Origin of the sequence: Curtobacterium sp. MCLR17_055 (assembly GCF_003234305.1) — a bacterium.
Lineage (GTDB): Bacteria > Actinomycetota > Actinomycetes > Actinomycetales > Microbacteriaceae > Curtobacterium > Curtobacterium flaccumfaciens.
The window spans coordinates 214,057-240,272 of record NZ_QKSX01000002.1 but is presented as its reverse complement, the minus strand read 5'-3'; the positions used below and the strand labels follow the sequence as shown (position 1 = coordinate 240,272).

Sequence of the window (26,216 nt, the reverse complement as noted above, 5' to 3'; positions counted from 1 at the left end):
CGGTGACTGCTGCTGAACCGGTTCAGCTATGACGAGGGAGTCAGACGCCATGAGGACCACCACACGCATGACGAGGGGCCGCGCCACCGCGCTGCTCGCGACGGCCGCCGCCACGGCGCTCGTCCTGACCGGCTGCTCGAGCGGCGGGAACGCGGCCGACAACGGCGGCGGCGAGATCAGCGGCACCATCACCCTGCAGACCTGGGCGCTCACGCCGACCTACACGGGCTACCTCAACGGGGTCATCAAGGACTTCGAGCAGGCCCACCCGGACGCGAAGGTCAAGCTGCAGGACCAGCCCGGCGACGGGTACGCCGACAAGGTGCTCAGCCAGGCCTCGTCGAACAGCCTGCCCGACGTGATCAACCTGCCGCCGGACATCGCTCTGCCGCTCGCGAAGCGCGGGTTCCTGCAGGACGTCGCGAAGGACGACTCGAAGCTCGCCAGCACGTACGTCGCCGGCGCGTTGGACTCGTACAAGTACAAGGGAGTGGACGGCACGTTCGGGTACCCCTGGTACCTCAACACCGACGTGAACTACTGGAACTCGACGATGTTCGCCAAGTGCGGCCTCGACGCGAAGAACCCGCCGAAGACCACCGACGAGCTGTTCACGCAGGCGAAGACCATGCACGACAACTGCCCGACCGACTACCTGATGAGCCGGAAGCCCGGCCTCGGCGACTTCACGCTCGCCGGCGTCAAGGTGCTCAACGCCGACGGCACGAAGTTCACCTTCGCCGACTCGTCGAAGGCCGCCGACCTGATCGACCGCTACAAGGACGCGTACCAGGACGGCTACATGCCCTCCAACGTGCTGAACAGCGACTACCTCGGCAACTCCACCCTGTTCACGCAGGCCAAGGTCGCCTGGACCACCGGTGGTGCCACCTCGCTCGCCGACTTCGAGAAGAACAACCCGTCGCTCAAGGGCAAGGTCACCGTCAGCCCCGCACTCGACACCCCGCCGCTCTACGTGCAGGGCCTGTCGGTCTCGAGCAAGTCGAAGCACCTCGCCACCGCCGAGGCCTTCGCGAAGTTCATGACGAACGCGGAGAACCAGGAGGCGTTCGCCCACGAGGTCAACATCTTCCCGTCCACCACGTCGTCACAGTCCGACCCGTACTTCTCGAAGGACGACGGCACCGTGAACGGCGAGGCCCGGGTCCTGGCGAACGAGGCCCTGAAGACGGCGAAGGTCATCAACCCGGTCGAGGCGAACTCCGCGATGACGGACTTCCTCGACCAGCAGATCGCCCTCGCGATGAAGGGCCAGGTGGCGCCGAAGCAGGCGCTCGAGACCGCCCAGACCAAGATGAACAGCCTGCTGGCCAACGGCTGATGCGTGCGAACCGCTGGTACACGCCCTGGTTGCTCGTCCTGCCGGCACTGATCTGGCTCGTCGCGTTCAGCCTGTGGCCCTCGATCAACACGGTCCGGTTGTCGTTCACGAACGCCAGCCCGCTCGGCGGCGTCAGCCAGTGGGTCGGGGTGCAGAACTTCGAGACCCTGCTCGCTGACCCGCAGGTGTGGGAGGCGCTGCTCAACAGCGTCATCTACATGGCGGTGTGCCTGCCGCTGCTGACGGTCCTCCCGCTCCTCATCGCGGTGCTCGTGCAGCAGAAACTGCCCGGGATCGCGTTCTTCCGCACCGCGTTCTACACGCCGGTCATCGCGTCCGCGGTGGTCGTCGGGCTCATCTGGACGTGGATCCTCGACGACCGCGGTGTCATCAACGAGATGGCGCAGGCGCTCGGCGTCGTGCAGGGCAGCGTCCCGTTCCTGACCGACCGGTGGCTGCTGCTCCTCAGCGCCATCAGCCTGACGGTGTGGAAGGGGCTCGGGTACTACATGATCATCTTCCTGGCCGCCCTCGGGAACGTCGGCAAGGACCTGCACGAGGCCGCCGCGCTCGACGGCGCCGGCGCGGTTCGACGCTTCTGGTCGGTCACGATGCCCGGGGTCCGCGGCACCATGACGCTCGTCGGGATCCTGGTGTGCGTCTCCGCGCTCCGGGTGTTCAGCGAGCTCTACATCCTCACGAACGGCACCGGGGGGCCCGGCGGGCAGGACAACTCGCTCGTCATGCTCATCCAGCAGTACGCCCGCGGCTTCACCGGCAACCTCGGCTACGCGTCCGCCCTGAGCCTCCTGCTCTTCGTCGTGACGCTCGTGCCGATGCTCGCCCTCGCCCGGATGAACAGCAAGGCGGACAAGTGACGAACACGACCAGCACGACCGAACCCGTCATCGGCGGCGCGCAGGGCGCAGCCAGCCCGACGCCGGACGTGACCGGCGCGACGGGCGCTGGACGGGCCTCCAGGCAGAACGGACGCGACGGACGCAAGCGGCGCCGCGCGGTCTGGGGCGTCATGTCCACCCGCGAGAAGGTCGTCCGCTACGTCCTGCTCATCGTGGTGCTCTTCATCACGATCGGCCCGTTCCTGTGGCAGCTGTCCACGTCACTCAAGGGCGCCGGTGAGGACATCTACACGGCGAACCCGTCGTTCATCCCGTCCGAACCGACCATCGAGAACTACCTGAAGGTCGCCGCCGCGATCCCGGTGTGGCGGTACATCGGCAACTCCCTGCTCGTCGCCGCGATCGACGTGCTCGGCAACATCGTGTTCGCGACCCTGGCCGGCTTCGCCCTCGCCCGGCTGCAGTGGCGGCACCGGAAACTCGTGCTCGGCCTGTTCCTCGGCACCCTCGTGCTGCCCGGCGAGGCGACGATCATCTCGCAGTTCGTCACCGTGAAGGACCTCGGCCTCGCCGACAACCTGGTCGGCGTCGCCCTGCCCGGCATGATCGCGGCGCTCAACGTCCTGCTGATGTTCAACGCGTTCCGGCAGATCCCCGAGGAGATCGACCAGGCCGCGGTGATGGACGGCGCGAACGCGATGCAACGCCTGCGGTACATCTCGCTGCCCGCGGTGCAGGGGACCATCGCGGTCATCGCGATCTTCTCGTTCATCGGTGCGTGGGACGACTTCCTCTGGCCGCTCATCGTGCTGCAGTCGCCCGAGAACCTCACCCTGACCGTCGGGTTGCAGTACCTGCAGGGCACGTTCGCCACCGACCAGCGGATGATCGCGGCCGGCACCATGATCGCCTTCATCCCGATCGCCGTGATCTTCGCCGTCCTGCAGCGCTTCTTCTTCAAGGGCGTCGAAGAGGGCGGTGTGAAGGGCTGATGCGCTTCGGGGTCAACTACACGCCCTCGGTCGGCTGGTTCCACTCGTGGCTCGACTTCTCGCGGTCGGACACCGCCAGGGACCTCGAGGCGATCGCGTCGATCGGTGCCGACCACGTGCGGATCTTCCCGCTCTGGCCGGTCGTCCAGCCGAACCGGACGCTCATCCGGCAGCAGGCCCTCGACGACGTCGCGACGGTCGTCGACCTCGCCGGCTCGTTCGGACTCGACGTCAACGTGGACGCGCTGCAGGGGCACCTGTCGAGCTTCGACTTCGTGCCGTCCTGGCTGGACAGCTGGCACCGCCGCAACATGTTCACCGACCCGGACGTGGTCGCGTCGACCGCCGCGTACGTCCGGGCGCTCGCCGGAGCGGTCGCCGACAAGCCCAACCTGCTCGGCATCACCATCGGCAACGAGGTCAACCAGTTCGCACACGCGCCGCACCCCGCACCGCACACGATCACGGCGGAGCAGGGGCACGCGTGGGCGGCGGCGATGGTCGCGGCGGCGCGGGCGGGGCTGTCGGACGGGTCGTCGGCGTCGGTCGCGTCGTCCGTGTCGGTCGGCCGGGAGGCGCGGCTCGACCCCGCCTCGACGGTCCCGCCCGCCACCGGGTCGCGTCCCGGGCCACTGGTCACCGTCGCGCAGTACGACGCGGCCTGGTACGACGACGCCCAGCCCTTCGGCCCCGAGCACGCGGCGGACCACGGTGACGCCACGGTCACGCACTCGTGGGTGTTCAACGGCTCGGCGGCCCTGCACGGCGCCCTCGGAGCCGGGTCGGTGCGGCACGGGGAGTACCTGCTCCAGCTCGCCGCGGCCTGGAACCACGACGCCGCCCGGCCGAACTGGCTGCAGGAGGTCGGCGCCCCCACCAACGTCGTCGACCCCGCCGACGCCGCCGCGTTCACCGAGCAGACCATCCGGCACGTCCTCGACGCGCAGCAGGTGCTCGGGGTGACGTGGTGGTGCTCCCACGACGTCGCCCGGTCGCTCGCGGACTTCCCGGAGCTCGAGTACGACCTCGGGCTGTTCACGAACGACGGACGGCTGAAGCCCGCCGGCGAGGCGTTCGCCGCCCTCGCCCGCGCCGAGCACACCCGCGACGCCCGCGCCGCACCGCCGACCACCGCGCTCGTCCTCGACGACGTGCTGTCCGACGGCACCGACCGGCACGGCACCCGTGCCGACTGCGCCCCCGGCGGTCGGTTCGCCGCCGCCTGGGTCGCCCTGGCCGAGGCCGCACCGGACGGCCGCGGCCCCCAGGTCGTCCTGCGCTCCCGGCTGTCGGACACCGCGCTGCTGGCCGCGCGGGGCATCGACCGCTGCGTCGACGTGCCGTCCGACCTCGACACCACCACCGTCCGCGTCGCCCACCCGGCGACCACGCCCTGACCCCGGAAGGCCCCATGCACGACGACATCCCCCTCACCACCGGACGCGCCCGACGGGTGCTCGACGAGCGGATCACCCCCGCGGTGCACGCGACCACGACGGCCCTCGAGGCCGCGTGGCACGAGCTGCCGGGGGAGCCGGTCCCGCCGACCGAGGGGCTCGCGCTCACCTTCGAGCCCTACGAGGTCGGCACCCCGTGGGGCGCGGCCTGGGGCACGACGTGGTTCCGGCTGACCGGGACCGTGCCGACCGAGTGGGCCGGACGCCGGGTGGAGGCCGTGATCGACCTCGGCTTCGACAAGAACATGCCCGGGTTCCAGTGCGAGGGACTCGTCTACCTGGCCGACGGCACCCCCGTGAAGTCGATCAACCCGCGCAACCAGTGGGTCCTGGTCACCGAGCGGGCCGAGGGCGGCGAGACCGTCGAACTGTTCGTCGAGGCCGCGTCGAACCCCGTCCTGCTCGACTACCACCCCTTCCTGCCGACGCAGGAGGGCGACGTGCAGACCTCGTCCTCGAAGCGCCTCTACGCCACCCGCCGGATGGAGCTCGCCGTCTTCGAGTCCGAGGTGCACGAACTCGCCCTCGACATCGACGTCCTGCTCGAACTGCAGGCCGAGCTGCCCGCCGGACCCCGACGCATGCGGATCCTGCAGGCCCTCGACGACGCCCTCGACGCGCTCGACCTGCAGCACATCCCGGAGACCGCCGGGGGCGCCCGTGCGGCGCTCGCCGAGGTGCTGGCCGCTCCCGCCGAGGCCTCCGCGCACACGATCTCGGCTGTCGGGCACGCCCACATCGACTCCGCCTGGCTCTGGCCCGTGCGCGAGACCATCCGGAAGGTCGCCCGCACCACGTCGACGATGACCGAGCTCATCGACCAGACCGACGACTTCCTGTACGGCATGTCGAGCGCGCAGCAGTACGCGTGGATCAAGGAGCACCGCCCCGAGGTCTACGCCCGGGTCAAGGCCGCGGTCCAGGCCGGCCGGTTCCTGCCGATCGGCGGCATGTGGGTCGAGTCCGACACCGTGATGCCGACCGGCGAGAGCATCGTCCGGCAGTTCTCGCAGGGCCAGCGGTTCTTCGAGTGCGAGTTCGGCATCCGACCCAAGGGCGTTTGGCTGCCGGACAGCTTCGGGTACTCGCCGGCGCTGCCGCAGCTCATGCGCCGAGCGGGCTTCGAGTGGTTCTTCACGCAGAAGATCTCGTGGAACCAGGTCAACAAGTTCCCGCACCACACGTTCCTGTGGGAGGGCATCGACGGGTCGCGGGTGTTCTCGCACTTCCCGTCGATGGACACCTACAACTCGCGATTGTCCGGCAGCGAGGTCGCGAAGGCCTCCCGCCAGTTCCGCGAGAACCGGCTCGCCACCGGCTCGATCGCCCCGGTCGGCTGGGGCGACGGCGGCGGTGGCACCACCCGCGAGATGACCGGCACCGCCGCACGGTTGGCCGACCTCGAGGGCAGCGCGAAGGTCCGCTGGGAGCACCCGGACACGTTCTTCGACCGGGCGAAGTCCGAACTGACCGATCCGCCCGTGTGGGTGGGGGAGCTGTACCTCGAGCTGCACCGGGCCACGCTCACGTCGCAGCACGGCACCAAGCAGGGCAACCGTCGGTGCGAGCAGCTGCTCATCGAGGCCGAGCTCTGGGCCGCGACCGCCGCCGCCCGCACCGACTTCGCCTACCCGTACGACGAGCTCGACGCCCTGTGGCAGCAGGTCCTGCTCCAGCAGTTCCACGACATCTTGCCGGGCACCTCGATCGCGTGGGTGCACCGCGAAGCGGTCGAGCGGTACGCCGAGACGGCCGCGGCGCTGACCACGATCATCGACCAGGCGCTCTCGGCGCTCGCCGGCACCGGGGACGCGGCCGTCGTCGTGAACCCGGCCCCGTTCCTCCAGGCCGGTGCACCCGCGCAGGGCGCCGTCGTGGCGACCGACGTGGCGGCGGCGACCGCCGTGTCCCTGACCGAGCAGGACGGCGGGTACGTGCTGGCGAACGACCTGGTGCGGGTCGTGGTCGACGCGCAAGGGCTCGTGATGAGCGCCGTCGACCTGGCGAGCGGGCGCGAGGCGATCGCGGCCGGCCAGGCGGCGAACCTGCTGCAGCTGCACCAGGACTTCCCGAACATGTGGGACGCGTGGGACGTCGACCGGTACTACCGCAACCGCGTCGAGGACCTCGTGTCGACCACCGGGTTGACCGCGTCGGTCGACGAGTCCGGGGCCGCACGGGTCGTCGTGTCCCGGGCGTTCGGTGACTCGACGGTGACGCAGGAGATCGTCCTGCCGCCGGGGTCGCGCACCCTGGAGTTCGACCAGGTGACCGACTGGCACGAGACCGAGAAGTTCCTCAAGGTGGCCTTCCCGCTCGACGTCCGCGCCGAGCACACCGTCGCCGAGACGCAGTTCGGCGCGCAGAAGCGGGTGACGCACACGAACACCTCGTGGGAGGCCGCGAAGTTCGAGACCTCGATGCACCGCTACGTGCTGGTGTCGGAACCGGGCTTCGGCGTCGCCCTCGTGAACGACTCGATCCACGGCTTCGACACCACGCGCGACGCCGTCGACGGGCACGTCACCACCACCGTGCGGCTGTCGCTGCTGCGGGCACCGCGGTTCCCGGACCCCGAGACCGACCAGGGCGTGCAGACGCACCGGTACGGCATCGTCATCGGCACCGACCAGCTCGGCGCCACGTCGGCCGGCGTGCGGATGAACGCGGGCGCGCGGACGATCACCGGGGCGCACGGCTTCGACCCGCTGGTGCAGGTCTCCGGCGACGTCGTGCTGTCGAGCGTCAAGCTCGCCGACGACCGGTCGGGCGACCTGGTCGTGCGCGTCTACGAGCCGTCCGGGCAGCGGGGGACCGGGGGCATCGCGGTCTCGGCCGACGAGGCGACCTTCGGCGCTGCCGTCGAGGTGACCCTCCTCGAAGAACCGCTCGGTGACGCCGTGCCGTCGTCCGACGCGGCCGCGTCCTCGTTCGCCGTCGACGCCTACGAGGTCCGCACCTTCCGGTTCCCGCGCAACTGACCGACCGACTGACCGACTGACCGACCGACCGCCCGTCCCACCCAAGGAGGAACCACATGAAGCAGTCCACGAAGTTCAGCATCGCGACCGCACTGGTCGCCATGCTCGCGGCACCACTGGTGCCCGCCGCAGCGTCCGCGGCGCCCTCCTCGTCCGGGTCCAGCCACGGGCACGGACACGGTTCGTCCCACGGCGGTGGGCACGGCCACGGTCATGGTCACGGGCACCACGCTGCGCCCACCAAGTCGGGGCCGACGAGCATCGCCTACGTCGAGGTGAACAACGACGAGCTCGCCAACGTCGGGCGGTACACGCTGGAGAACGGCGCGAACGCGTTCGACGTGGCGATCATCTTCGCCGCGAACATCAACTACGAGGACGGCAAGGCGGTCCTGTACAACAACGAGAACGTCCAGCGGACCCTCGACCAGGCCGCCACGCAGATCCGCCCGCTGCAGGCCAAGGGCATCAAGGTGACGCTCTCGGTGCTCGGCAACCACCAGGGCGCCGGCCTGGCGAACTTCCCGACGAAGGCCGCGGCGCGGGACTTCGCGGCGCAGGTCTCGGCGACGGTCAAGAAGTACGGACTCGACGGCGTCGACCTGGACGACGAGTACTCCGACTACGGCGTGAACGGCACCCCGCAGCCGAACCAGCAGTCCATCGGCTGGCTCATCAGTGCCCTGCGTGCGGACATGCCGGGCAAGATCATCTCGTTCTACGACATCGGCCCGTCCTCCGATGCCCTGAAGACCGCGAGCCCGTCGATCGGCGGAAAGCTCGACTACGCCTGGAACCCGTACTACGGCACTTACACGGCACCGACGATCCCGGGCCTGCCGAAGTCGAAGATCTCCGCCGCCGCGGTCGACATCCAGAACACCCCGCAGGCCACGGCGGTGTCGCTCGCGCAGCGCACGAAGGCCGACGGCTACGGCGTCTTCATGACGTACAACCTCCCGGGAGGCGACGGATCCGCTTACGTCTCCTCCTTCACCAAGGTGCTGTACGGACAGGCCGCGTCGTACCGCTGACGCGTCCGTCCTGACGGCGACTCGCGCCCCGTGCTCCCCGGCTCCGGCCTGGAGGCACGGGGCGCGTCGTCCAGGTCCCGCTGGGCGGGGGGTGGAGAGGAGGGGGAGGCACCAGTTCCTCCTCGCCCGTGACGGTTCCGGTTCGCAGACCCCGGCGATCGTGAACCGGAACCGTCATCCACCGAGAACGAATCCCGACCCGGCGCGCCCGACGCCGCGGCCGTACGATCGCCGCATGGAGCTCGAGTTCCGCGGCGAGGTGATGGAGTGGCGCGGCCCGTCACCGTTCTTCTTCGTCGTCGTGCCACCGGACGCTGCCGAGGTCATCGCCGACCTCGCTCCGGTGCTCACCTACGGGTGGGGTGTGATCCCGGCCCGCGTGACGATCGGCTCGGTGACGTGGACGACGTCGCTGTTCCCGAAGGACGGCGGGTACCTCGTGCCGTTGCGGGCGGCGGAGCGGAAGCGTGCCCGGGTGGAATTCGGCGACTCCCCGGAGATCACCCTGGAGTTCACCGACCCCTGACGTTCGTGCCATCGACCCTCACTCCTCCACAGGTCCGTCGATCGCGATACCTCCCCACAGTCATCGACGGTGGGCCCCGGTGTCGCGGTCCTGCTCCCTACCGTCGAAGGTGTGGAGGGGAGGTGGCGATGGTCGAACGACCACGACATCCCAAGAAGGACATCGAACTGGTCATGCGCGGTGCAGAGGCGCGGGGATGGCGCTTCGCGAAGGGGAGGAAGTACCACAAGGCGTACTGCCCGTGCGGAGAACACCTGCACACGGTCCACTTGACGACGTCGAACCCCTGGTACGTTGTGCATCTGAAGTATCGGCTCGCGCGAACGGGCTGTGAGGACAGGAGAACGTGATGACGAACTACCTCGTGCGGCTCGAGTGCGTGGCGCAACTCGGGGCAGCGGACGATCCGCGCGCAGCCCTCGCGGCGGACTTCGACGCCATCGCGGAAGCACTCTTCGACCTCGACGACGTCCACGACCAGGACCTGACCGCTGACCTGCCGACCGGCACGCTCACCTTCTCGATCGGTGTCGACGCAGACGACGAGTCCGGGGCGCTCGACCGTGCGCTCGGTGCTGTCCGGACCGCGCTGCACGTTGCTGGTCGCGGCACTCCCGGTTGGGAGCAGCACTACCGGATGCTGCGGCAGGAAGTCGGAGAAGCGCCGCTCGGAGCGCTCTAGGGGTGGCTCGGGAGCGTGCGACCGTTCATCGTCTCAGCGGCCGGGGTCACAACCAAGTGGCGACGCCGCCGTGCCCGGAGCAGGTCCCTCGCCGCGACTGGCTGTAGCTGTAGACACCGTCGACACACTGTGCCGTCGCTCCGGCGGGTGCGCTCGAAGCTGCTTCGGGTCGGCAGACCGTTGCGCCAGCGGAATTGACGTACGTGCCGTTGGAGCACGTCGGAGCTGCGGGAACTGCGGGAGCGACGTAGGTGCCGACCGTCGTGACCTGCGTCACCGGCGGGGTCGTCACGCGTTCGCTCTTCAGGACCCGACCGGACTCCACGCCATCGGTGTAGGTGATCGTGTAGGTCTTCGTGGTGACGCCCCGCACCCCGGGCGTCGTGACCGTCGTCGTCCCCTGCGCCAGCGTCGAGCTCTGCACCGTCGTGGAGCTGAACGGGATCCGTGAGGTCTCCGTCATCGCCTTGGTCGTGACCACCGGTGTGGGTGTCGGCGACGGTGTCGTTGTGGGCGTCACCGTCGGTGTCGGGGACGTCTTCGGCTTCGCGGCCGTCGTCGCGCTCGGGGTCGTCGCGGCGGCGACCTGTGCCGGTGCGTCCGGCAACGGATGGGTCGCACCGTAGGCCGAGGTGGATCCGATCAGTGCGGCGAGAGCGATGCCCGCACCGATCGCTGCAGTAGCTCGCTTCCTCGGGATCCGGAGCCAAGTCGACCGCCGGAAGGCGACGGCGTAGAGCGTCGTGGGCAGGATGACGAGCGCGATCATCATCAGCATCCCCCAGACCCCGGTCGATGCGAAACCGGCGAGCGCGAGGACGGCGGTTCCGACGATGCCGACCCACGTGATGATCGGTACCCGCCGACGGGTACGTGGCGAACGCGGGCTTGTGGTCTGGCGGGGGTTCGGCACTGAGCTCCTATGCATGGCGAGGACCGCTCAAGTGTCCTGGAGACAGCTCCGCCGCCCCATCCCCAGTTTTGGGTGGTGTCGATCGCGCGCTGCGCCCGTTCGCTCGTGGTGCGAGGTTGATCACTCGGTGCGCCGAAACAACCTCGCACCGAGCGTGCAACCGTGCACCAGCCGACGAAGCGCGGGGCAGAAGGAAGATGAGAGGGGATGACGGGAATCGAACCCGCGTAGCCAGTTTGGAAGACTGGGGCTCTACCATTGAGCTACATCCCCGCGCCTGCGCACCAGGCGCAGCCCGACCATCGTAGCGGACGAACGAGCACCGACATGCCGACGCGCGTCATCCCGAAGCCGGACGCCGGTGCCGAGCGCACCATCCGCTGGTCGCGGGTGGTCTCGTACGTGCTGGTGGTCCTCGCCGCCGCGGTGCTGTCCCTGCGTCCCGACCTGTTCGGTGACCCGCAGTCGCAACCCGCGCACGCACTGCTGCACGTCTGGCGGATCGTCGTCGGACTGCTGCTCGCGGTGGCTGTCCTCGGGGTCCAGGTGGCCGTCGGGATCCGGTGGCGGCGGGGTCTGCGACGCGCCGCGGAGGACGACTGAGCAACCCCCGGGAACAGCGCGCCGTCGGACCGCTAGACTCACCGGGGTCGCATGCGCCCCTCGGCGTGCGCGGCTGATCCCTGGCACGAAGCAACGGGGCGTAGCTCAGCTTGGTAGAGCGCCCGCTTTGGGAGCGGGAGGTCGCAGGTTCAAATCCTGTCGCCCCGACCAGGTCCTCCGAGCACCACCGACCACACGAACGTCAACCAACAGGAGAACATCCCTTGGCCACCAGCACCGTCGACAAGGTGAGCGACACCCGCGTCAAGCTCACCGTGAACGTGACGCCGGACGATCTCAAGCCGAGCATCGACCACGCCTACAAGCACATCGCCGAGCAGATCAACATCCCCGGCTTCCGCAAGGGCAAGGTCCCGCCGGCGATCGTCGACCAGCGCGTCGGCCGCGGCGAGGTCCTGAACCACGCCGTCGGTGACGCCATCGACAACTTCTACCGCCAGGCGGTCGAAGAGCAGGAGCTGCGCATCCTCGGCCGTGCCGAGGCCGACGTCGCCGAGCTGCCGAACGTCGCGGACTTCACCGGCGACCTCGTCCTCACCTTCGAGGTCGACGTCCGCCCCGAGTTCGACCTGCCGGACTACTCCTCGTACGAGCTCACCGTCGACGCCGTCGAGGTGTCGGACGACGAGATCGAAGAAGAACTGCAGAACCTCCGCACCCGCTTCGGCACGCTCGTGACGGTCGACCGTCCGGCGAAGACCGGCGACTTCGCGCAGATCGACCTCACCGCCAGCATCGGCGACGACGAGGTCGACTCGGCCACCGGCGTCTCCTACGAGATCGGCTCCGGCGACCTGCTCGAGGGCATCGACGAGGCGCTCGAGTCCCTGACCGCCGGTGAGTCGACGACCTTCGAGTCGAAGCTCGTCGGTGGCGACCGCGAGGGCGAGACCGCTCAGATCGCCGTCACCGTCACCGCCGTCAAGGAGCGCGAGCTCCCCGAGGCCGACGACGAGTTCGCCCAGATCGCCAGCCAGTTCGACACCATCGACGAGCTCAAGGCCGACCTGAAGGAGCAGATCGCGAAGTCCAAGACCTTCGGTCAGGGCGCCGCGGCTCGCGACAAGCTCGTCGAGAAGCTCACCGAGGACGTCAACATCCCGATCTCGGAGCAGCTCATCGCTGACGAGGTGCACCGTCACCTCGAGCAGGAGAACCGCCTCGAGGACGAGGAGCACCGCAAGGAGGTCTCCGAGTCCAGCGAGACCGCCTTCCGCTCGCAGATCCTCCTCGACGCGATCGCCGAGAAGGAAGAGATCCAGGTCTCGCAGGAGGAACTGACCCAGTACCTCATCCAGGCCGCCGCGCAGTACGGCATGGAGCCGGCCGAGTTCATCAAGGTCATCGACCAGAACGGCCAGATCCCCGGCATGGTCGGCGAGGTCGCCCGCTCGAAGGCGGTCGCGACCGTCCTGTCCAAGGTGACCGTCAAGGACACCAACGGCGACGCCGTCGACCTGTCCGCCTTCACGGCGGGCGTCGCGCAGGAGCCGGCAGGGGACGCCGAGTAACGATCTCGACGCCACCAGTACGACAGACGGGAGGCGCGGTGCCAGCTGGCACCGCGCCTCCCGTCCGTATTTCCGCACCACCGCATTGCTGTCGGCGAACAGACGAGAACTGGTGCGTTGCACCCGATAAGTTCGACAACAAGCGACAACTGAACGGGAGCTTTTCCATGGCCGAAGCAACACTGAACCCCAGTGTTTTTGACCGCCTTCTGAGAGACCGGATCGTGTGGCTCGGCTCCGAGGTCCGCGACGACAACTCGAACGAGATCGCAGCCAAGCTGCTGCTGCTCGCCGCCGAGGACCCTGAGAAGGACATCTACCTCTACATCAACTCGCCCGGTGGTTCGATCACCGCCGGCATGGCGATCTACGACACGATGCAGTTCGTCCCGAACGACATCGTCACCGTGGGCATCGGCCTCGCCGCGTCGATGGGACAGTTCCTGCTGTCCTCCGGCACGCCCGGCAAGCGCTACATCACGCCGAACGCGCGCGTGCTGCTCCACCAGCCGTCCGGTGGCTTCGGCGGCACCGCTGCCGACATCCAGACGCAGGCCAAGGTCATCCTCGACATGAAGCAGCGCATGGCGGAGCTCACGGCCGAGCAGACCGGCAAGTCGGTCGAGCAGGTCCTCAAGGACAACGACCGCGACAACTGGTTCACGGCGCAGGAAGCGCTCGAGTACGGCTTCGTCGACCACCTCCGCGCCTCGAGTGCCGAGGTCATCGGCGGTGGTGGCACCGTCGGCGACGGCGAGACGCCCACCAGCGCAGCCGAGCCCGACGCCCAGTCCTGATCACCACCGAAGAAAAGGAAACGAGAATGCATCTCCCCATGCTCGGTGGCGCGCAGAACGTCCCGGCTCCGTCCAATCGGTACATCCTGCCGAGCTTCGAAGAGCGCACGGCCTACGGCTACAAGCGCCAGGACCCGTACGCCAAGCTGTTCGAGGACCGCATCGTGTTCCTCGGCGTGCAGGTCGACGACGCGTCGGCTGACGACGTCATGGCCCAGCTGCTCGTGCTCGAGTCGATGGACCCCGACCGCGACATCGTGATGTACATCAACTCGCCCGGTGGCTCGTTCACCGCGATGACGGCGATCTACGACACGATGCAGTACATCCGTCCGCAGATCCAGACGGTCTGCCTCGGCCAGGCTGCCTCGGCCGCGTCGGTGCTCCTCGCCGGTGGCACCCCCGGCAAGCGCCTCGCGCTGCCGAACGCCCGTGTGCTGATCCACCAGCCCGCGACCCAGCAGGGTGGCGGTCAGGCGTCCGACATCGAGATCCAGGCGGCGGAGATCCTCCGCATGCGCACCTGGCTCGAGGAGACGCTGTCGAAGCACTCCAACAAGACGCCGGAGGAGATCAACCACGACATCGAGCGCGACAAGATCATGTCCGCGCAGGAAGCCGTGGAGTACGGCCTGATCGACCAGGTCCTCACCAGCCGCAAGAACCTGCCGGCGCTCGTCAAGTAGCACCAGCAGGAACGACGAAGGCCCCGCACCGAACGGTGCGGGGCCTTCGTCGTTGCGTTGCGGCTAGTCGTCGGTGTCGTCGGACTCCGGGGCCGGCTTGCGGCGCAGGAGCAGCAGTACCGCGACGACCACGCCGACCAGCACGACGCCACCGGCGCCGATCCAGATCGCGTCGGACGCCGCCGAGTCGCTCGACCCCGAGGCGGTGCCGGTGGTGGTGTCCGAGCCGGCGTCGTCGTCACCGGCGGTGGCGCAGGTCGGGGGCTTCGCCGCGCCCGAGGCCGGGGTGAAGCCCGACGGTGCCTTCCACGTGAAGGGGTACTCGTCGGACACGGTGTGCCCGTCAGCGGAGACGATCTGCCACTCGACGGTGTACTTGCCCGAGTCGCCGAGTGCGGCGGCCGTGGTCATCGACGGCCCCTCGACGTCGACGCAGCCGTCCTCGTAGTACTTGCCGTCCGGGCCGACGATGCGGAACGCGAACCCGGACCCCGAGTCGCCGATGTCGAGCAGCTTGTCGTTCGTCGTGATGTCGAACGTCTCCGGCAGCTCGGTCAGGGTGCCGCCGACCTCCGGGTCGGACGAGATCAGGTAGTTGTGCGCGCTGGCCGGGCCGGCGAGCCCGAGGACCGCGCCACCGGCGATCGCGACGGCCGCGGCGGACCCGGCCACGAGCCTCCAGGCAGAGGACCGAGGCCGGGACCGACGCGAGCCGCGCTGCGTCACTTGGCGGAGCTCCGACGACGCGTGCCGGCGACGGCGACGACCAGGGCGACGGCGCCGAGCACCAGGCCGCCGAGGCCGAGGAAGCGACCGACCAGGTCGGGGTCGCTCGAGACGGTCGTGCCGGCGGCCTCGGCCGTCGGGGTCGCGGCGATCGGGTCGCCGTCGTCGTCCGTCGCCTCGGCGGCGGTCAGCGTGATCGAGGGGGCCGGGTGCTCGGGCTCGGCTTCGCCGGCCTTCTGCTCCTGGTTCCACTCGACGCTGCCCTTCTCGCAGGTCTGGATCGCGGGGAACTCGACCAGGTCACCGGCCTTGCCGTCCGGCAGCGAGAACGAGAGCGCGAAGGTGTCGCGCTCGTCGGCGGGCAGGGGGGTCTTCGCGGTGTACGTGACGCTGGTGACGCGCTCGGCGGCCGTCTCGGCGTGGTCCTCGTCGGATGCCGAGGCCGAGGGGTCGGTGTAGGGCTCGGTCGCCTTCGTGATCGTCCAGTTCGGGTTCACGGTGGGCGTGACCTCGATGACGGACTCCGGCACCTGGAACTGGATCTTCGTCGTGGGGGAGCCGTCGCAGCCGTGCGGGACCGAGAAGGTCGCCGTGGTGTACGAGTTCGCTGCGGTCGACGTGGCCGTGGCGGACACGTGCGCGCTGGCCGCCGTGGCGCTGCCGAGGACGATGACGGCTGCGACACCGAGGGTGACGGCGCCGCCGGCGGCGAGACGCTTCTGCATGGGGTTCCTTCCGGGGTGGTTCTGCACCTGCTGTTCTACAAGATGTAGAGAAGTTCGGATCACCGTAGCAGGCTCGCACGCCCTGGGCGAACGCGCGGGCGGATTCCGGAGGGGCATCGCGGTCGGTGTCACCGGTTGCGGTTAGGCTCGTGTCCACGACGAGGTGCCCACCAGCAGCGGTGCACCAGCGGTGGTGCGACAGCGCGGCCGGCATGTCCAATCAGGGAGGCACGGGAATGGCACGCATCGGAGAGAGCGGCGATCTCCTCAAGTGCTCGTTCTGCGGCAAGAGCCAGAAGCAGGTCCAGCAGCTCATCGCCGGACCGGGCGTCTACATCTGCGACGAGTGCGTCGAGCTCTGCAACGAGATCATCGAGGAACGTCTGGCCGAAGCCGGCGAGGACACCTCGAGCGGGGACTTCGAACTGCCCAAGCCGCGGGAGATCTTCGACTTCCTGCAGGAGTACGTCATCGGCCAGGACCCGGCGAAGCGCGCCCTCGCCGTGGCCGTCTACAACCACTACAAGCGCATCCGGGCGCAGGGGCAGATCACCGCCGCCGAAGACCGCGACGACATCGAGATCGCCAAGTCGAACATCCTGCTCATCGGCCCGACCGGCTGCGGCAAGACGTACCTGGCGCAAACCCTGGCCAAGCGCCTCAACGTCCCGTTCGCCGTCGCGGACGCCACAGCCCTGACCGAGGCCGGCTACGTCGGCGAGGACGTCGAGAACATCCTCCTCAAGCTCATCCAGGCCGCCGACTACGACGTGAAGCGTGCCGAGACCGGCATCATCTACATCGACGAGGTCGACAAGATCGCCCGCAAGGCCGAGAACCCGTCGATCACCCGCGACGTCTCGGGCGAAGGCGTGCAGCAGGCGCTGCTCAAGATCCTCGAGGGCACGGTCGCCTCGGTCCCGCCGCAGGGCGGCCGCAAGCACCCGCACCAGGAGTTCATCCAGATCGACACGACGAACGTGCTGTTCATCGTGGCGGGTGCGTTCGCCGGGCTCGAGGACATCGTGTCCTCGCGCGTCGGCAAGCGCGGGATCGGCTTCGGGGCACCCCTCCACAGTGCGACCGACCACCAGGACCTGTACTCCGAGGTGCTGCCGGAAGACCTGCACAAGTTCGGTCTGATCCCCGAGTTCATCGGTCGTCTGCCCGTCGTCACCACGGTGTCGCAGCTCGACCAGGCGGCGCTCATGCAGATCCTGACCGAGCCGAAGAACGCGCTGGTCAAGCAGTACCAGCGGATGTTCCAGATCGACGGCGTGGAGCTCGAGTTCGACCAGGGTGCGCTCGAGGCCATCGCGGACCTCGCGGTGCTGCGCCAGACGGGTGCCCGCGGGCTCCGGGCGATCCTCGAAGAGGTCCTCGGCCCGGTGATGTTCGACGTCCCGTCCGACGACGACGTCGCCCGCGTGGTGATCACCCGCGAGTCCGTGCTCGAGAACGCGGCGCCGACGATCGTGCCGCGGCCTCGGGCCAAGCGCGTCGAGAAGTCGGCGTAGCCCTCCGGAACCAGCGAACGGACACAGCACCACGGGATTCCGTGGTGCTGTGTCCGTTTCGTGGTGCGGTGCGAGGCGCTCGGCGGCCTGCGCGGGCGCGCCTACTCGAGCCCGCGGCGCCGCAGCAGCGGGCCGACCTCGGCGTCGCGGCCGCGGAAGTCCCGGTACGCCTCGAGCGGGTCCTTCGCCCCGCCGACCCCGAGCAGACGCTCGGCGAACCGCTTGCCGGCCTCCCGGTCCAGCCCGCCGTTGTCGCGGAACCACTCCACCGTGTCGGCGTCGAGCACCTCGGACCAGATGTACCCGTAGTAGCCGGCGTCGTACCCGCCCGAGAACGTGTGCGCGAAGTACGTCGACGAGTAGCGCGGCGGCACTGCCTCGACCGCGATGCCGGCGGACTCCAACGCAGAGCGCTCGAAGTCCTCGACGGACGTCACCGCCGCGGCGTCGGCCGCCGAGAGCCGGTGCCACGCCTGGTCGAGCAGCGCTGCGGCGAGGTACTCGGTCGTGCCGAAGCCCTCGTTGAACCCCTCGGCCTCGCTGAGCCCCAGGACGAGCTCGGGCGGCAGGGGTGCTCCGGTCTCGTGGTGCTTCGCGTAGTTCGCCAGCACGGACGGCCACGACAGCCACATCTCGTTCACCTGGCTCGGGAACTCGACGAAGTCCCGCTCGACGTTCGTGCCGGAGAACCGCGGGTAGGTGGTGCGGGCGATGAGGCCGTGCAGGGCGTGGCCGAACTCGTGGAAGAGCGTCTCGACCTCGTCCTGGATGAGCAGGGTGGGGGAGCCGGCGGACGGCTTCGCGACGTTGAGGTTGTTGACCACGACGGGCAGGGTGCCGAGCAGCTCGGACTGCTCGACGACCGGGTTCATCCACGCGCCGCCGCGCTTGCCGTCACGCGTGTAGAGGTCGAGCAGGTACAGCCCCACGGGCTCGCCGTCGTCGCCGGTGACCTCGAAGACCCGGACCTCGTCGTTGTAGCCGTGCAGGTCCGGGCGCTCGGTGAAGGTCAGGCCGTACAGGACACCGGCGGCGTGGAAGACCCCGTCGTGCAGGACCCGGTCGGCCTCGAAGTACGGGCGGAGCGCGGTGCTGTCCGCGGCGAACTGCTCGCCACGCAGGATCTCGGTGGCGTACGCCCAGTCCCACGACTCGATGTCGAACCCGACCGTGCGCGATCGGACCGCGCGTTCGTCGTCGGCGTTCCGGGCGGCGGCGCCGACGAGTGAGGACAGCAGCCCGTCGACGGCCTCGGGGGTCTTCGCCGTCTCGTCGGCGGTGACCACCGCGGCGTGGTTCGGGAACCCGAGCAGCTCGGCGCGCTCGGCCCGCAGCCGGACGATGCGCAGCAGCACATCGCGGTTGTCGTACTCGTTGCCGCGACGACCGCGGGCGAGCGAGGCGCGCATGATCCGCTCGCGCAGGTCGCGGTTCGCCAGCGAGGACAGCCACGGGTGTCCGGTGTAGAGCGGCAGCGTGATGAGCCAGCCGTCGAGACCCCGGTCCGCGGCAGCGGCGGCCGCGGCGGACTTCGCCCCGTCGTCGAGCCCCTCGAGCTCGTCCTCACTCGTCACGTGCACGGCGGAGTCGTTGGTGTCCTCGAGCAGGTTCCGCTCGAAGGTCGTCGTGAGGGTCGAGAGCTCCTGGTTGATCGCGGTCAGACGCTCCTTGCCCGCGTCGTCGAGGCCCGCGCCCGCCAGGGTCATCTCGGCGTGGGTCCGCTCGACCAGGCGCAGCGCCTCACCGGTCAGCCCGGCGGCCTCGGCGCCGTCGAGCACCTCCTGCACGCGGGCGTACAGACGGGAGTCGAGCGTGATCGCGTCGCGGTGGGCGGCGAGGAGCGGGGAGACCTCGGCCTCGAGGTCGTGCAGCTCCGGGGTCGAGTCGGCCGACGACAGCGTGAAGAACACGTGGCTGACGCGGGTCAGCAGCTGCCCGGATCGCTCGAGTGCGACCAGGGTGTTCTCGACCGTCGGGGCGTGCGGGTCGGTGGCGATGGCCTCGACCTCGGCGCGTTGCTCGGCCATGCCGGCTTCGAACGCCGGTCGGTAGTGCTCGAGTCGCACGTCGCCGAAGGGCGGCAGGGCGTAGGGGAGGGTGCTCGGGACGTCGAACGGGGTTGCCATCTGCCCACCCTATGCACGGGTGCTGGAGTCCGTTCCTTCCCATGACACCCGGACTGGGAAGCGGGATCGGGCGTCCCTGGTCGAAAGAACGTACCCGGTACGCCCGGAACGACCAGGGACGCCCGGAACGACCCGGCACGCGCACCCGCGCCCGAAGCGACCCACAGACGGACGGGAGGCTCGTGGCGGCGCCGCCACGGGCCTCCCGACCGCCCCGCATCGCGTGTCAGCGCATCGCGGCGTCGATCAGGGTCACCGCGGCACGACGCGCGTGCGCGGCCGGCGCCGTGGTGCCGGCGATGGCCGCGGTGGTCTGCGCGCCCTCGGCGAGCAGTGCGAGCTGCGCGGCGAGTTCCTCGGCGTGCTCGGGGTCGGCGACGACCTCGGCGGTGAGGCGCTGCACGAACTGCTGGAACGAGTCCTTGTGCTCGCGCGCGATCTCGGCGACGGCGGGCGAGGTCGCACCGAGCTCGCCGAACGCGTTGATGAACCCGCAGCCGCGGAACGTGTCGTCGCCGAACCACGACTCCAGGAAGTCGTAGACCGCCAGGAGCTTGTCCCGCGGGCTGGCCGTAGCCTCGACCGCGCCGTGCACGCCCTGCTCCCACATGTCGTGGCGGCCGGCGAGCACCGCGGCGATGAGCTGCTCCTTGCCGGGGAACGCCGCGTACAGCTTCTTGAGGGAGACCCCGGCGCCCGTCCGGATCTCGTCCATCCCCACGGACTGGATACCGCGCGTGTAGAACAGCTGGTCCGCGACCTCGACGATGTGTGCTCGGACGTCCGGCTCGACGGTGCTGGTGGCCATGTGTGTACCCCGTTCCCTGAGTGTTCACCGTTCTCGAGTTGCGCTGGGAACGGGCGTTCTCTACTGTAGTCCACATCGGCAGAGAACGATCGTTCTCCGCGATACTCAGGGAAGGAACGATCATGGGTGCCATCACCGTCGGAACCGAGAACAGCGTCGACATCGAACTCCACTACGAGGACAAGGGCCAGGGGCAGCCGATCGTGCTGATCCACGGCTTCCCCCTCGACGGCAACTCGTGGGAGGGGCAGGTCCCGATGCTCCTCGAGGCCGGCTACCGCGTCATCACGTACGACCGCCGTGGCTTCGGCCAGTCCTCGCAGCCGTCCACCGGCTACGACTACGACACCTTCGCCGACGACCTGCACACGGTCCTGACGACCCTCGACCTGCGCGACGTGATCCTCGTCGGCTTCTCGATGGGCACCGGCGAGATCGCCCGCTACATCGGCCGCCACGGTGAGGACCGGATCGCGAAGGTCGCGTTCCTCGCCTCGCTCGAGCCGTTCCTCGCCATCACCGACGACAACCCCGACGGCGCCGGCCCGATGTCGTTCTTCGAGGGCATCGCCGCCGACGTGGCGAAGGACCGCTACGCGTACTTCACGAACTTCTACCAGGACTTCTTCAACCTGTCGGAGAACCTCGGCACCCGCATCTCCGAGGAGCAGGTCCGCAACGCCTGGAACATCGCGGCCGGCTCCGGCTCGATCGCGTCCGCCGCAGCACCCCTGACCTGGCCGACCGACTTCCGCCAGGACATCCCGAAGGTCACCGTCCCCGCCCTGATCGTGCACGGCACATCGGACAACATCCTGCCCATCGACGCCACCGGCCGACGCTTCACCCAGGCACTGCCCGCGGCGGAGTACGTCGAGATCGAGGGCGCCCCGCACGGCCTGCTCACCACGCACACCGCCGAGGTGAACGAGGTCCTGCGCACCTGGCTCGCCGAGTCCTGATCCCTCGGCGATCACGCGGGCGGTCCCCGGCGGGGGCGCCCGCATCGTGAGCACAAATGGTCGGGTTCCCACCGGGGACCCGACCATTTCTGCACTCCAAGCGAACCGCTCGCCGCGCGCTAGTCCTCTTCGCCCGCGTCGTCGGGGTTCGTCACCTGGGCGTGCTCGAGCGCGTCGAGGTGGATCGAGGTGCCGTCGTCGAGCTCGACGATCTGCTTGCCCTCGAGGAACGTCAGGGTCCAGCCCCACGTCGCCGTGTCGACGGACTCCGCCGCGAGCTCGTCCTCGACCCCGCGCACGGCGACGACCATCGTCTCGGGCAGTCGCGCAGGCGGCTCCCCACCCACGTTCCAGCGTGTGCCCAACTGCATCCGTGCCTCCAGTCCGGTGGTTGACGGGCCGGGTCACCAAGGCGACCCGGCCCGGACAGGCGACGTTACGCCTGCTGCTCCGCGAGCTCGATCTCGGTGACGGCGAGCTCGTCACCGTCGACGAACGACAGGTTCTCGATGCGGCCGACGGCCGCCAGGTCGACCGCCGCGCGCTCGATGAGCACCCGCGTCTCGGCGGGCGCCGCGACGACCGCACGCGTCACGGGCGTCTTCTGGGACGCCTTCGCCGCCGTCTTCGCCCCGCGGATCCCGATGAGCGCCTGCCCGACGGCCGCGAGCAGCCCGGTGGGGGCCGCGTCGGTCGGCAGGTCGGCAGCGGTCGGCCAGGAGGCCCGGTGCACGCTGGTGTCGTGGGTCCAGGCCCACACCTCCTCCGTCGCGTACGGGAGGAACGGTGCCAGCAGTCGGAGCAGCACGTAGATCGCGCCGCGCAGCGCCAGGACCGCGCTCGCCTGCGTCTCGTGCGTCGCGTCGGACGCGGTGCCGTAGGCGCGCTCCTTCACGAGCTCGAGGTAGTCGTCGCAGAACGTCCAGAAGAAGCGCTCGGTGATCTCGAGGGCACGGGCGTGGTCGAACCCGTCGAACGCCGCGGTGGCCTGCTCGACGACGGCACCGAGCTCGGCGAGCATGTCGACGTCGAGCGCCTCGGTGACGCTCGTGGCGCCCTCGGGCAGCGGGAAGCCGTAGACGAACTTCGCCGCGTTGAGCACCTTGATCGCCAGACGGCGGCCGACCTTGATCTGCTTCGGGTTCTGCGGGTCGAACGCCGCGTCCGTGCCGAGCTTGGACGAGGCCGCCCAGTAGCGGACCGCGTCGGCGCCGTGCTGCTCGAGGATGGACAGCGGCGTGACGACGTTGCCCTTCGACTTCGACATCTTCTTGCGGTCGGGGTCCACGATGAAGCCGGAGATGGAGGCGTGCTTCCACGGCACCACGTCGGCCTCGAGCTGGCTGCGGAGCACGGTCGTGAACAGCCACGTGCGGATGATGTCCTGCGCCTGCGGGCGGACGTCGTACGGGTACACCAGGTCGTAGAGTGCCGGGTCGGTCTCCCACTTGCCCGCGAGCTGCGGGGTGAGCGACGAGGTGGCCCAGGTGTCCATGACGTCGAGTTCGCCCTGGAACCCGCCGGCCACGCCGCGCTGGTCCTCGGTGAAGCCGGGGGCGGGCTCGGAGGCCGGGTCGACGGGCAGCTGCGCCTCGGTCGGGACGATCGGCTGGTCGAACACCGGGTTGCCGTCGGCGTCGAGCGGGTACCAGACGGGCAGCGGCACGCCGAAGAAGCGCTGGCGCGAGATGAGCCAGTCGCCGGACAGGCCACCGACCCAGTTGTCGTAGCGCACCCGCATGAAGTCCGGGTGGAACGCGATCTCCTCGCCGCGCTGGCGGAGCGTGCTCTTCAGCTGCTCGTCGCGCGCGCCGTTGACGATGTACCACTGGCGGGTCGACACGATCTCGAGGGGCTTGTCGCCCTTCTCGAAGAACTTCACCGGGTGCTGGATGGTCTTGACGTCACCGATCAGCTCGCCGGACGCGGTCAGGGCGTCGACGACGACCTTCTTGGCCGAGAACACGGTCTTGCCGGCCATCTCGGCGTAGAGCTCCCGGCCCGTCGCGGACTCGATCCAGGCGGGCTCGTCCGAACGCACGCGGCCGTCGAAGCCGATGATCGCGCGGTTCGGCAGCTGCAGCTCGCGCCACCACACGACGTCGGTGGTGTCACCGAAGGTGCAGACCATCGCGATGCCGGCACCCTTGTCCTTCTGCGCCAGGTGGTGTGCGAGCACCGGGACCTCGACGTCGAACAGGGGGGAGCGGACCGTGGTGCCGAAGAGATCCTGGAACCGCTCGTCGTCCGGGTGTGCGACCAGGGCGACGCAGGCGGGCAGGAGCTCGGGGCGGGTGGTCTGGATGACGACGTCGTCGCCGCCGTCGGTGCGGTGGAAGGCGATGCCGTGGTACGCGCCGGGCATCTCCTTGTCCTCGAGCTCGGCCTGCGCGACCGCGGTGCGGAACGTGACGTCCCACAGGGTCGGGGCGTCGGCCTGGTAGGCCTCGCCGCGCTCGAGGTTGCGCAGGAACGCGCGCTGGGCGCTGGCCCGCGAGGTGTCGTCGATGGTGCGGTACGACTGGGTCCAGTCGACCGAAAGCCCGAGCGTGCGGAAGAGCTCCTCGAACTGCTGCTCGTCCTGCACGGTCAGGCGCTCGCACAGCTCGATGAAGTTGCGGCGCGACACGGGCAGCTGGTCGGCGGCCTTCGAGGACTTGCCGTCCCCGCCCTCGAACGGCGGCGTGAACTCGGGGTCGTACGGCAGCGTCGGGTCGCAGCGGACGCCGTAGTAGTTCTGCACACGGCGCTCGGTGGGCAGACCGTTGTCGTCCCAGCCCATCGGGTAGAAGACGTGCTTGCCGCGCATGCGCTCGAACCGGGCCTTGAGGTCGGTGTGCGTGTACGAGAACACGTGCCCGATGTGCAGCGAGCCGGAGGCCGTGGGCGGCGGGGTGTCGATCGACCAGACGGCGTCACGGTGACCGGCGGCGTCGCGGTCGAAGCGGTAGGTGCCGTCCTGCTCCCAGACCGGCCCCCAGACCTGCTCCAGTCCGTCGACGCTCGGCTTCTCGGGCATGGGCTTGGTCATGGGTGTGCCTTCCGTACGTGTGTGCGGCACCGAGTCCGTGATGAGGTGCCTGAGTGTTCCGCGCCTGACGCGCGGTGCCCCAATCGTAGCGGCCGCGCACGCGCACGCAGGCGGACGAACCGGTCGGACGCGGCCATCACCGAGCAGCGCCTAGCACACCGAACTGTCGGACACGCCCGGAGCCTGCTAGTCTTCCTGGGTTTGTCCGGCGAGCGCAGGGTTCGCAGGAGCTGCAACGTCGCCGTCCGCCGGACGCCCGAAGGAAGCACCGCACCCCGGAGGAACGACTTGGCACCGAACAACGCACCCCACCCGCACGGCGATCGGCCGTTGCGCACGAAGGGCGCCGCGAAGCGCGCTCGTCGCGATCTGACGAAGGACGACGTCACCGTCGTCGAGGAGTCGCTGCTCAAGCGTGCCGTCGCGGCTGCCGCGCTCGGCAACGCCATGGAGTGGTTCGACTTCGGCATCTTCGCGTACCTGACGGTCACCATCTCGCAGGTGTTCCTGCCGCAGGGCGACCCCGCCGCGAACATCGTCGCCACGTTCGGCTTCTTCGCCGCAGCGTTCATCGTGCGCCCGATCGGCGGTGCCGTGTTCGGCCCGATCGGCGACAAGATCGGCCGCCAGAAGGTCCTCGCGCTGACGATGATCCTGATGGCCGCCGGCACGCTCATGATCGGCCTGATCCCGTCGTACGACACGATCGGCTTCTGGGCCCCGGTCCTGCTGCTCGTCGCCCGCTTCGTGCAGGGCTTCTCGACCGGTGGTGAGTACGGCGGCGCCGCGACCTTCATCGCCGAGTACTCGCCCGACAAGCGCCGCGGCTTCATGGGCTCGTGGCTCGAGTTCGGCACCCTCGCCGGCTACGTGCTCGGCGCCTCGATCGTCACCGGCCTGCAGTTCGGCCTGTCCGAGGACGCCCTGCTCAGCTGGGGCTGGCGCATCCCGTTCATCGTCGCGGGCCCCCTCGGCCTGATCGGCCTCTACCTGCGCCTCAAGCTCGAGGAGACCCCGGCGTTCCAGAAGCAGCAGGAGCAGGCCGCCGAGCGCGAGGGCCAGAAGACCCCGTTCCTCAAGCTCTTCGCCGAGAACTGGCGCTCGCTCATCATCTGCATCGGTCTGGTCCTGGTCTTCAACGTGACCGACTACATGCTGCTGTCGTACATGCCGACCTACCTCGAGCAGAACCTCGGCCAGAACGCCACGTTCGGCCTGATCCTCATCGTCATCGTGATGCTGCTCATGATGGTCGTCATCACCTTCGGTGGCCGGCTGTCCGACCGGTTCGGGCGCCGTCCGGTGCTCGCCGCCGGCTGCATCGGCTTCATCCTGCTGTCCTGGCCGGCCCTCAAGCTGGTCCAGACCGGCACCGGTGTCGGCGTCTTCGCCGGCCTGCTGATCCTCGGCGTCGTGCTGGTCACGTTCACCTCGACCATGCCGTCGACGCTGCCCGCGCTGTTCCCGACGATCATCCGCTACGGCGCCCTGGCGATCGCGTTCAACGTGTCCGTGTCGCTCTTCGGCGGGACCACCCCGCTCGCGACCGCCGCGCTCATCAACGCCGCGAAGGACGCCGGGTACGGCTGGGCCGAGGACATCCCCGCGTTCTACCTGATGCTCGCCGCCGTGATCGGCCTGGTCGCGGTGTACTTCACCAAGGAGACCGCCGCGAGCCCGCTCATGGGCTCCGGCCCGACGGTCGGCTCCGAGGACGAGATCGCCGGCGTGATCGAGGACTACAACGACCCGACGTCGGAGCTCGCGCAGTCCGACTGGGCGAAGGACTTCTCGACGAGCGAGATCCCGATCATCTCGGCCGACGCCCAGAAGGAACCCTCCGGTTCCTGACCACGGGGCCGCCCCGCGGCAACCCGGCCAGGAGGCCCGGTGCACGTTCCGTCTCGGAACGCGCC

General features: G+C 69.4%; 23 protein-coding genes and 2 tRNA genes. 17 read left to right on the top strand and 8 right to left on the bottom strand.

Features of this window, described 5'->3' with window-relative positions; all coding sequences use genetic code 11:
- Positions 1 to 67 precede the first annotated feature (67 nt).
- The 8 genes from DEJ09_RS03025 to DEJ09_RS02990 all read left to right on the top strand — a co-directional run bounded on the left by DEJ09_RS03025 (position 68) and on the right by DEJ09_RS02990 (position 9,874).
- Positions 68 to 1,342 (top strand): sugar ABC transporter substrate-binding protein, encoded by a 1,275-nt coding sequence (locus tag DEJ09_RS03025; RefSeq protein WP_111087596.1) that lies wholly within the window; start codon positions 68 to 70, stop codon positions 1,340 to 1,342.
- Positions 1,342 to 2,220 (top strand): carbohydrate ABC transporter permease, encoded by an 879-nt coding sequence (locus DEJ09_RS03020; RefSeq protein ID WP_027464687.1) that lies wholly within the window; start codon positions 1,342 to 1,344, stop codon positions 2,218 to 2,220. The genes DEJ09_RS03025 and DEJ09_RS03020 overlap by 1 nt, the downstream gene beginning before the upstream one ends.
- Positions 2,217 to 3,194 carry a carbohydrate ABC transporter permease gene (locus tag DEJ09_RS03015; RefSeq protein ID WP_214521659.1) on the top strand — a complete coding sequence of 326 codons (978 nt, stop codon included), beginning with the start codon at positions 2,217 to 2,219 and terminating at the stop codon, positions 3,192 to 3,194. The genes DEJ09_RS03020 and DEJ09_RS03015 overlap by 4 nt, the downstream gene beginning before the upstream one ends.
- On the top strand, positions 3,194 to 4,591 hold the full coding sequence (locus DEJ09_RS03010; protein WP_111087595.1) for a cellulase family glycosylhydrolase: 1,398 nt from the start codon (positions 3,194 to 3,196) through the stop codon (positions 4,589 to 4,591). The genes DEJ09_RS03015 and DEJ09_RS03010 overlap by 1 nt, the downstream gene beginning before the upstream one ends.
- A 14-nt stretch (positions 4,592 to 4,605) precedes the next feature.
- Positions 4,606 to 7,632, top strand: a complete 3,027-nt coding sequence (locus DEJ09_RS03005; RefSeq protein ID WP_111087594.1) for a glycoside hydrolase family 38 C-terminal domain-containing protein — start codon at positions 4,606 to 4,608, stop codon at positions 7,630 to 7,632.
- A gap of 56 nt (positions 7,633 to 7,688) precedes the next feature.
- Positions 7,689 to 8,666 carry an endo-beta-N-acetylglucosaminidase H gene (locus tag DEJ09_RS03000; RefSeq protein WP_111087593.1) on the top strand — a complete coding sequence of 326 codons (978 nt, stop codon included), beginning with the start codon at positions 7,689 to 7,691 and terminating at the stop codon, positions 8,664 to 8,666.
- A 235-nt stretch (positions 8,667 to 8,901) separates the two neighbouring features.
- Complete coding sequence (locus DEJ09_RS02995; RefSeq protein ID WP_111087592.1) at positions 8,902 to 9,192, top strand: DUF1905 domain-containing protein; 291 nt, start codon at positions 8,902 to 8,904, stop codon at positions 9,190 to 9,192.
- A gap of 349 nt (positions 9,193 to 9,541) precedes the next feature.
- Complete coding sequence (locus DEJ09_RS02990; protein ID WP_111087591.1) at positions 9,542 to 9,874, top strand: hypothetical protein; 333 nt, start codon at positions 9,542 to 9,544, stop codon at positions 9,872 to 9,874.
- A gap of 46 nt (positions 9,875 to 9,920) precedes the next feature.
- On the opposite strand, the gene DEJ09_RS02985 is transcribed toward DEJ09_RS02990, so the two are convergent.
- A complete protein-coding gene (locus DEJ09_RS02985) occupies positions 9,921 to 10,337 on the bottom strand; it encodes a DUF3761 domain-containing protein (RefSeq protein ID WP_258373769.1) in 417 nt (138 codons plus the stop codon).
- On the opposite strand from DEJ09_RS02985, the gene DEJ09_RS02980 reads away from it, so the two are divergent.
- The gene (locus DEJ09_RS02980) at positions 10,234 to 10,500 is read left to right on the top strand and encodes a hypothetical protein (RefSeq protein ID WP_181433252.1); all 267 of its coding nucleotides are present in this window, start codon (positions 10,234 to 10,236) and stop codon (positions 10,498 to 10,500) included. The genes DEJ09_RS02985 and DEJ09_RS02980 overlap by 104 nt on opposite strands.
- Positions 10,501 to 10,989: 489 nt before the next feature.
- On the opposite strand, the gene DEJ09_RS02975 is transcribed toward DEJ09_RS02980, so the two are convergent.
- Positions 10,990 to 11,060 (bottom strand) — tRNA-Gly (locus tag DEJ09_RS02975).
- A 54-nt stretch (positions 11,061 to 11,114) separates the two neighbouring features.
- Here DEJ09_RS02975 and DEJ09_RS02970 point away from each other — a divergent pair.
- From DEJ09_RS02970 to DEJ09_RS02950, 5 genes are all read left to right on the top strand, one after another.
- Positions 11,115 to 11,390 (top strand): hypothetical protein, encoded by a 276-nt coding sequence (locus tag DEJ09_RS02970; protein ID WP_111087589.1) that lies wholly within the window; start codon positions 11,115 to 11,117, stop codon positions 11,388 to 11,390.
- A gap of 94 nt (positions 11,391 to 11,484) precedes the next feature.
- Positions 11,485 to 11,561: transfer RNA gene (locus DEJ09_RS02965), tRNA-Pro, on the top strand.
- A gap of 53 nt (positions 11,562 to 11,614) precedes the next feature.
- Positions 11,615 to 12,922 (top strand): trigger factor, encoded by a 1,308-nt coding sequence (gene tig, locus DEJ09_RS02960; RefSeq protein WP_027464695.1) that lies wholly within the window; start codon positions 11,615 to 11,617, stop codon positions 12,920 to 12,922.
- Positions 12,923 to 13,089: 167 nt separating this feature from the next.
- Positions 13,090 to 13,719, top strand: a complete 630-nt coding sequence (locus DEJ09_RS02955; RefSeq protein ID WP_071405541.1) for an ATP-dependent Clp protease proteolytic subunit — start codon at positions 13,090 to 13,092, stop codon at positions 13,717 to 13,719.
- A 26-nt stretch (positions 13,720 to 13,745) separates the two neighbouring features.
- The gene (locus DEJ09_RS02950; protein WP_027464696.1) at positions 13,746 to 14,405 is read left to right on the top strand and encodes an ATP-dependent Clp protease proteolytic subunit; all 660 of its coding nucleotides are present in this window, start codon (positions 13,746 to 13,748) and stop codon (positions 14,403 to 14,405) included.
- Between the two features lie 63 nt (positions 14,406 to 14,468).
- Here DEJ09_RS02950 and DEJ09_RS02945 read toward each other — a convergent pair whose 3' ends face one another.
- Together DEJ09_RS02945 and DEJ09_RS02940 are read right to left on the bottom strand one after the other, a co-directional pair.
- On the bottom strand, positions 14,469 to 15,077 hold the full coding sequence (locus DEJ09_RS02945; protein WP_181433248.1) for a copper resistance CopC family protein: 609 nt from the start codon (positions 15,075 to 15,077) through the stop codon (positions 14,469 to 14,471).
- A 50-nt stretch (positions 15,078 to 15,127) separates the two neighbouring features.
- Complete coding sequence (locus tag DEJ09_RS02940; RefSeq protein WP_181433247.1) at positions 15,128 to 15,856, bottom strand: YcnI family protein; 729 nt, start codon at positions 15,854 to 15,856, stop codon at positions 15,128 to 15,130.
- A gap of 236 nt (positions 15,857 to 16,092) precedes the next feature.
- On the opposite strand from DEJ09_RS02940, the gene clpX reads away from it, so the two are divergent.
- Positions 16,093 to 17,373: an ATP-dependent Clp protease ATP-binding subunit ClpX gene (gene clpX, locus DEJ09_RS02935; RefSeq protein ID WP_017886000.1), complete on the top strand. Its 1,281-nt coding sequence runs from the start codon at positions 16,093 to 16,095 to the stop codon at positions 17,371 to 17,373.
- 101 nt (positions 17,374 to 17,474) lie between these two features.
- On the opposite strand, the gene DEJ09_RS02930 is transcribed toward clpX, so the two are convergent.
- Together DEJ09_RS02930 and DEJ09_RS02925 are read right to left on the bottom strand one after the other, a co-directional pair.
- Positions 17,475 to 19,499 (bottom strand): M3 family metallopeptidase, encoded by a 2,025-nt coding sequence (locus DEJ09_RS02930; protein WP_111087586.1) that lies wholly within the window; start codon positions 19,497 to 19,499, stop codon positions 17,475 to 17,477.
- A 226-nt stretch (positions 19,500 to 19,725) separates the two neighbouring features.
- Entirely contained in the window at positions 19,726 to 20,307 is a 582-nt protein-coding gene (locus DEJ09_RS02925; protein WP_111087585.1) for a TetR/AcrR family transcriptional regulator, read from the bottom strand.
- A gap of 122 nt (positions 20,308 to 20,429) precedes the next feature.
- On the opposite strand from DEJ09_RS02925, the gene DEJ09_RS02920 reads away from it, so the two are divergent.
- Entirely contained in the window at positions 20,430 to 21,269 is an 840-nt protein-coding gene (locus DEJ09_RS02920; RefSeq protein WP_111030535.1) for an alpha/beta fold hydrolase, read from the top strand.
- Between the two features lie 119 nt (positions 21,270 to 21,388).
- Here the strand turns inward: DEJ09_RS02920 and DEJ09_RS02915 are convergent, their stop codons facing one another.
- Together DEJ09_RS02915 and valS are read right to left on the bottom strand one after the other, a co-directional pair.
- Complete coding sequence (locus DEJ09_RS02915) at positions 21,389 to 21,640, bottom strand: hypothetical protein (protein ID WP_111087584.1); 252 nt, start codon at positions 21,638 to 21,640, stop codon at positions 21,389 to 21,391.
- A 65-nt stretch (positions 21,641 to 21,705) separates the two neighbouring features.
- Positions 21,706 to 24,300, bottom strand: a complete 2,595-nt coding sequence (gene valS / locus DEJ09_RS02910) for a valine--tRNA ligase (RefSeq protein ID WP_258373768.1) — start codon at positions 24,298 to 24,300, stop codon at positions 21,706 to 21,708.
- A gap of 288 nt (positions 24,301 to 24,588) precedes the next feature.
- On the opposite strand from valS, the gene proP reads away from it, so the two are divergent.
- On the top strand, positions 24,589 to 26,151 hold the full coding sequence (gene proP / locus DEJ09_RS02905) for a glycine betaine/L-proline transporter ProP (RefSeq protein ID WP_258373767.1): 1,563 nt from the start codon (positions 24,589 to 24,591) through the stop codon (positions 26,149 to 26,151).
- Positions 26,152 to 26,216: the final 65 nt, after the last annotated feature.

Bases quoted from the DNA above. Each gene is read 5' to 3' on its own strand.
- DEJ09_RS02950 (WP_027464696.1), top strand. From the start codon at position 13,746: ATGCATCTCCCCATGCTCGGTGGCGCGCAGAACGTCCCGGCTCCGTCC.
- DEJ09_RS03000 (WP_111087593.1), top strand. From the start codon at position 7,689: ATGAAGCAGTCCACGAAGTTCAGCATCGCGACCGCACTGGTCGCCATG.
- DEJ09_RS03025 (WP_111087596.1), top strand. From the start codon at position 68: ATGACGAGGGGCCGCGCCACCGCGCTGCTCGCGACGGCCGCCGCCACG.
- DEJ09_RS02930 (WP_111087586.1), bottom strand. From the start codon at position 19,499: ATGGCAACCCCGTTCGACGTCCCGAGCACCCTCCCCTACGCCCTGCCG.
- DEJ09_RS02995 (WP_111087592.1), top strand. From the start codon at position 8,902: ATGGAGCTCGAGTTCCGCGGCGAGGTGATGGAGTGGCGCGGCCCGTCA.
- DEJ09_RS02920 (WP_111030535.1), top strand. From the start codon at position 20,430: ATGGGTGCCATCACCGTCGGAACCGAGAACAGCGTCGACATCGAACTC.
- DEJ09_RS02990 (WP_111087591.1), top strand. From the start codon at position 9,542: ATGACGAACTACCTCGTGCGGCTCGAGTGCGTGGCGCAACTCGGGGCA.
- DEJ09_RS03020 (WP_027464687.1), top strand. From the start codon at position 1,342: ATGCGTGCGAACCGCTGGTACACGCCCTGGTTGCTCGTCCTGCCGGCA.
- DEJ09_RS02985 (WP_258373769.1), bottom strand. From the start codon at position 10,337: ATGACGGAGACCTCACGGATCCCGTTCAGCTCCACGACGGTGCAGAGC.
- DEJ09_RS02955 (WP_071405541.1), top strand. From the start codon at position 13,090: ATGGCCGAAGCAACACTGAACCCCAGTGTTTTTGACCGCCTTCTGAGA.
- DEJ09_RS02970 (WP_111087589.1), top strand. From the start codon at position 11,115: ATGCCGACGCGCGTCATCCCGAAGCCGGACGCCGGTGCCGAGCGCACC.
- DEJ09_RS03010 (WP_111087595.1), top strand. From the start codon at position 3,194: ATGCGCTTCGGGGTCAACTACACGCCCTCGGTCGGCTGGTTCCACTCG.
- DEJ09_RS03005 (WP_111087594.1), top strand. From the start codon at position 4,606: ATGCACGACGACATCCCCCTCACCACCGGACGCGCCCGACGGGTGCTC.
- DEJ09_RS02940 (WP_181433247.1), bottom strand. From the start codon at position 15,856: ATGCAGAAGCGTCTCGCCGCCGGCGGCGCCGTCACCCTCGGTGTCGCA.
- clpX (WP_017886000.1), top strand. From the start codon at position 16,093: ATGGCACGCATCGGAGAGAGCGGCGATCTCCTCAAGTGCTCGTTCTGC.
- DEJ09_RS02915 (WP_111087584.1), bottom strand. From the start codon at position 21,640: ATGCAGTTGGGCACACGCTGGAACGTGGGTGGGGAGCCGCCTGCGCGA.
- DEJ09_RS02925 (WP_111087585.1), bottom strand. From the start codon at position 20,307: ATGGCCACCAGCACCGTCGAGCCGGACGTCCGAGCACACATCGTCGAG.
- valS (WP_258373768.1), bottom strand. From the start codon at position 24,300: ATGACCAAGCCCATGCCCGAGAAGCCGAGCGTCGACGGACTGGAGCAG.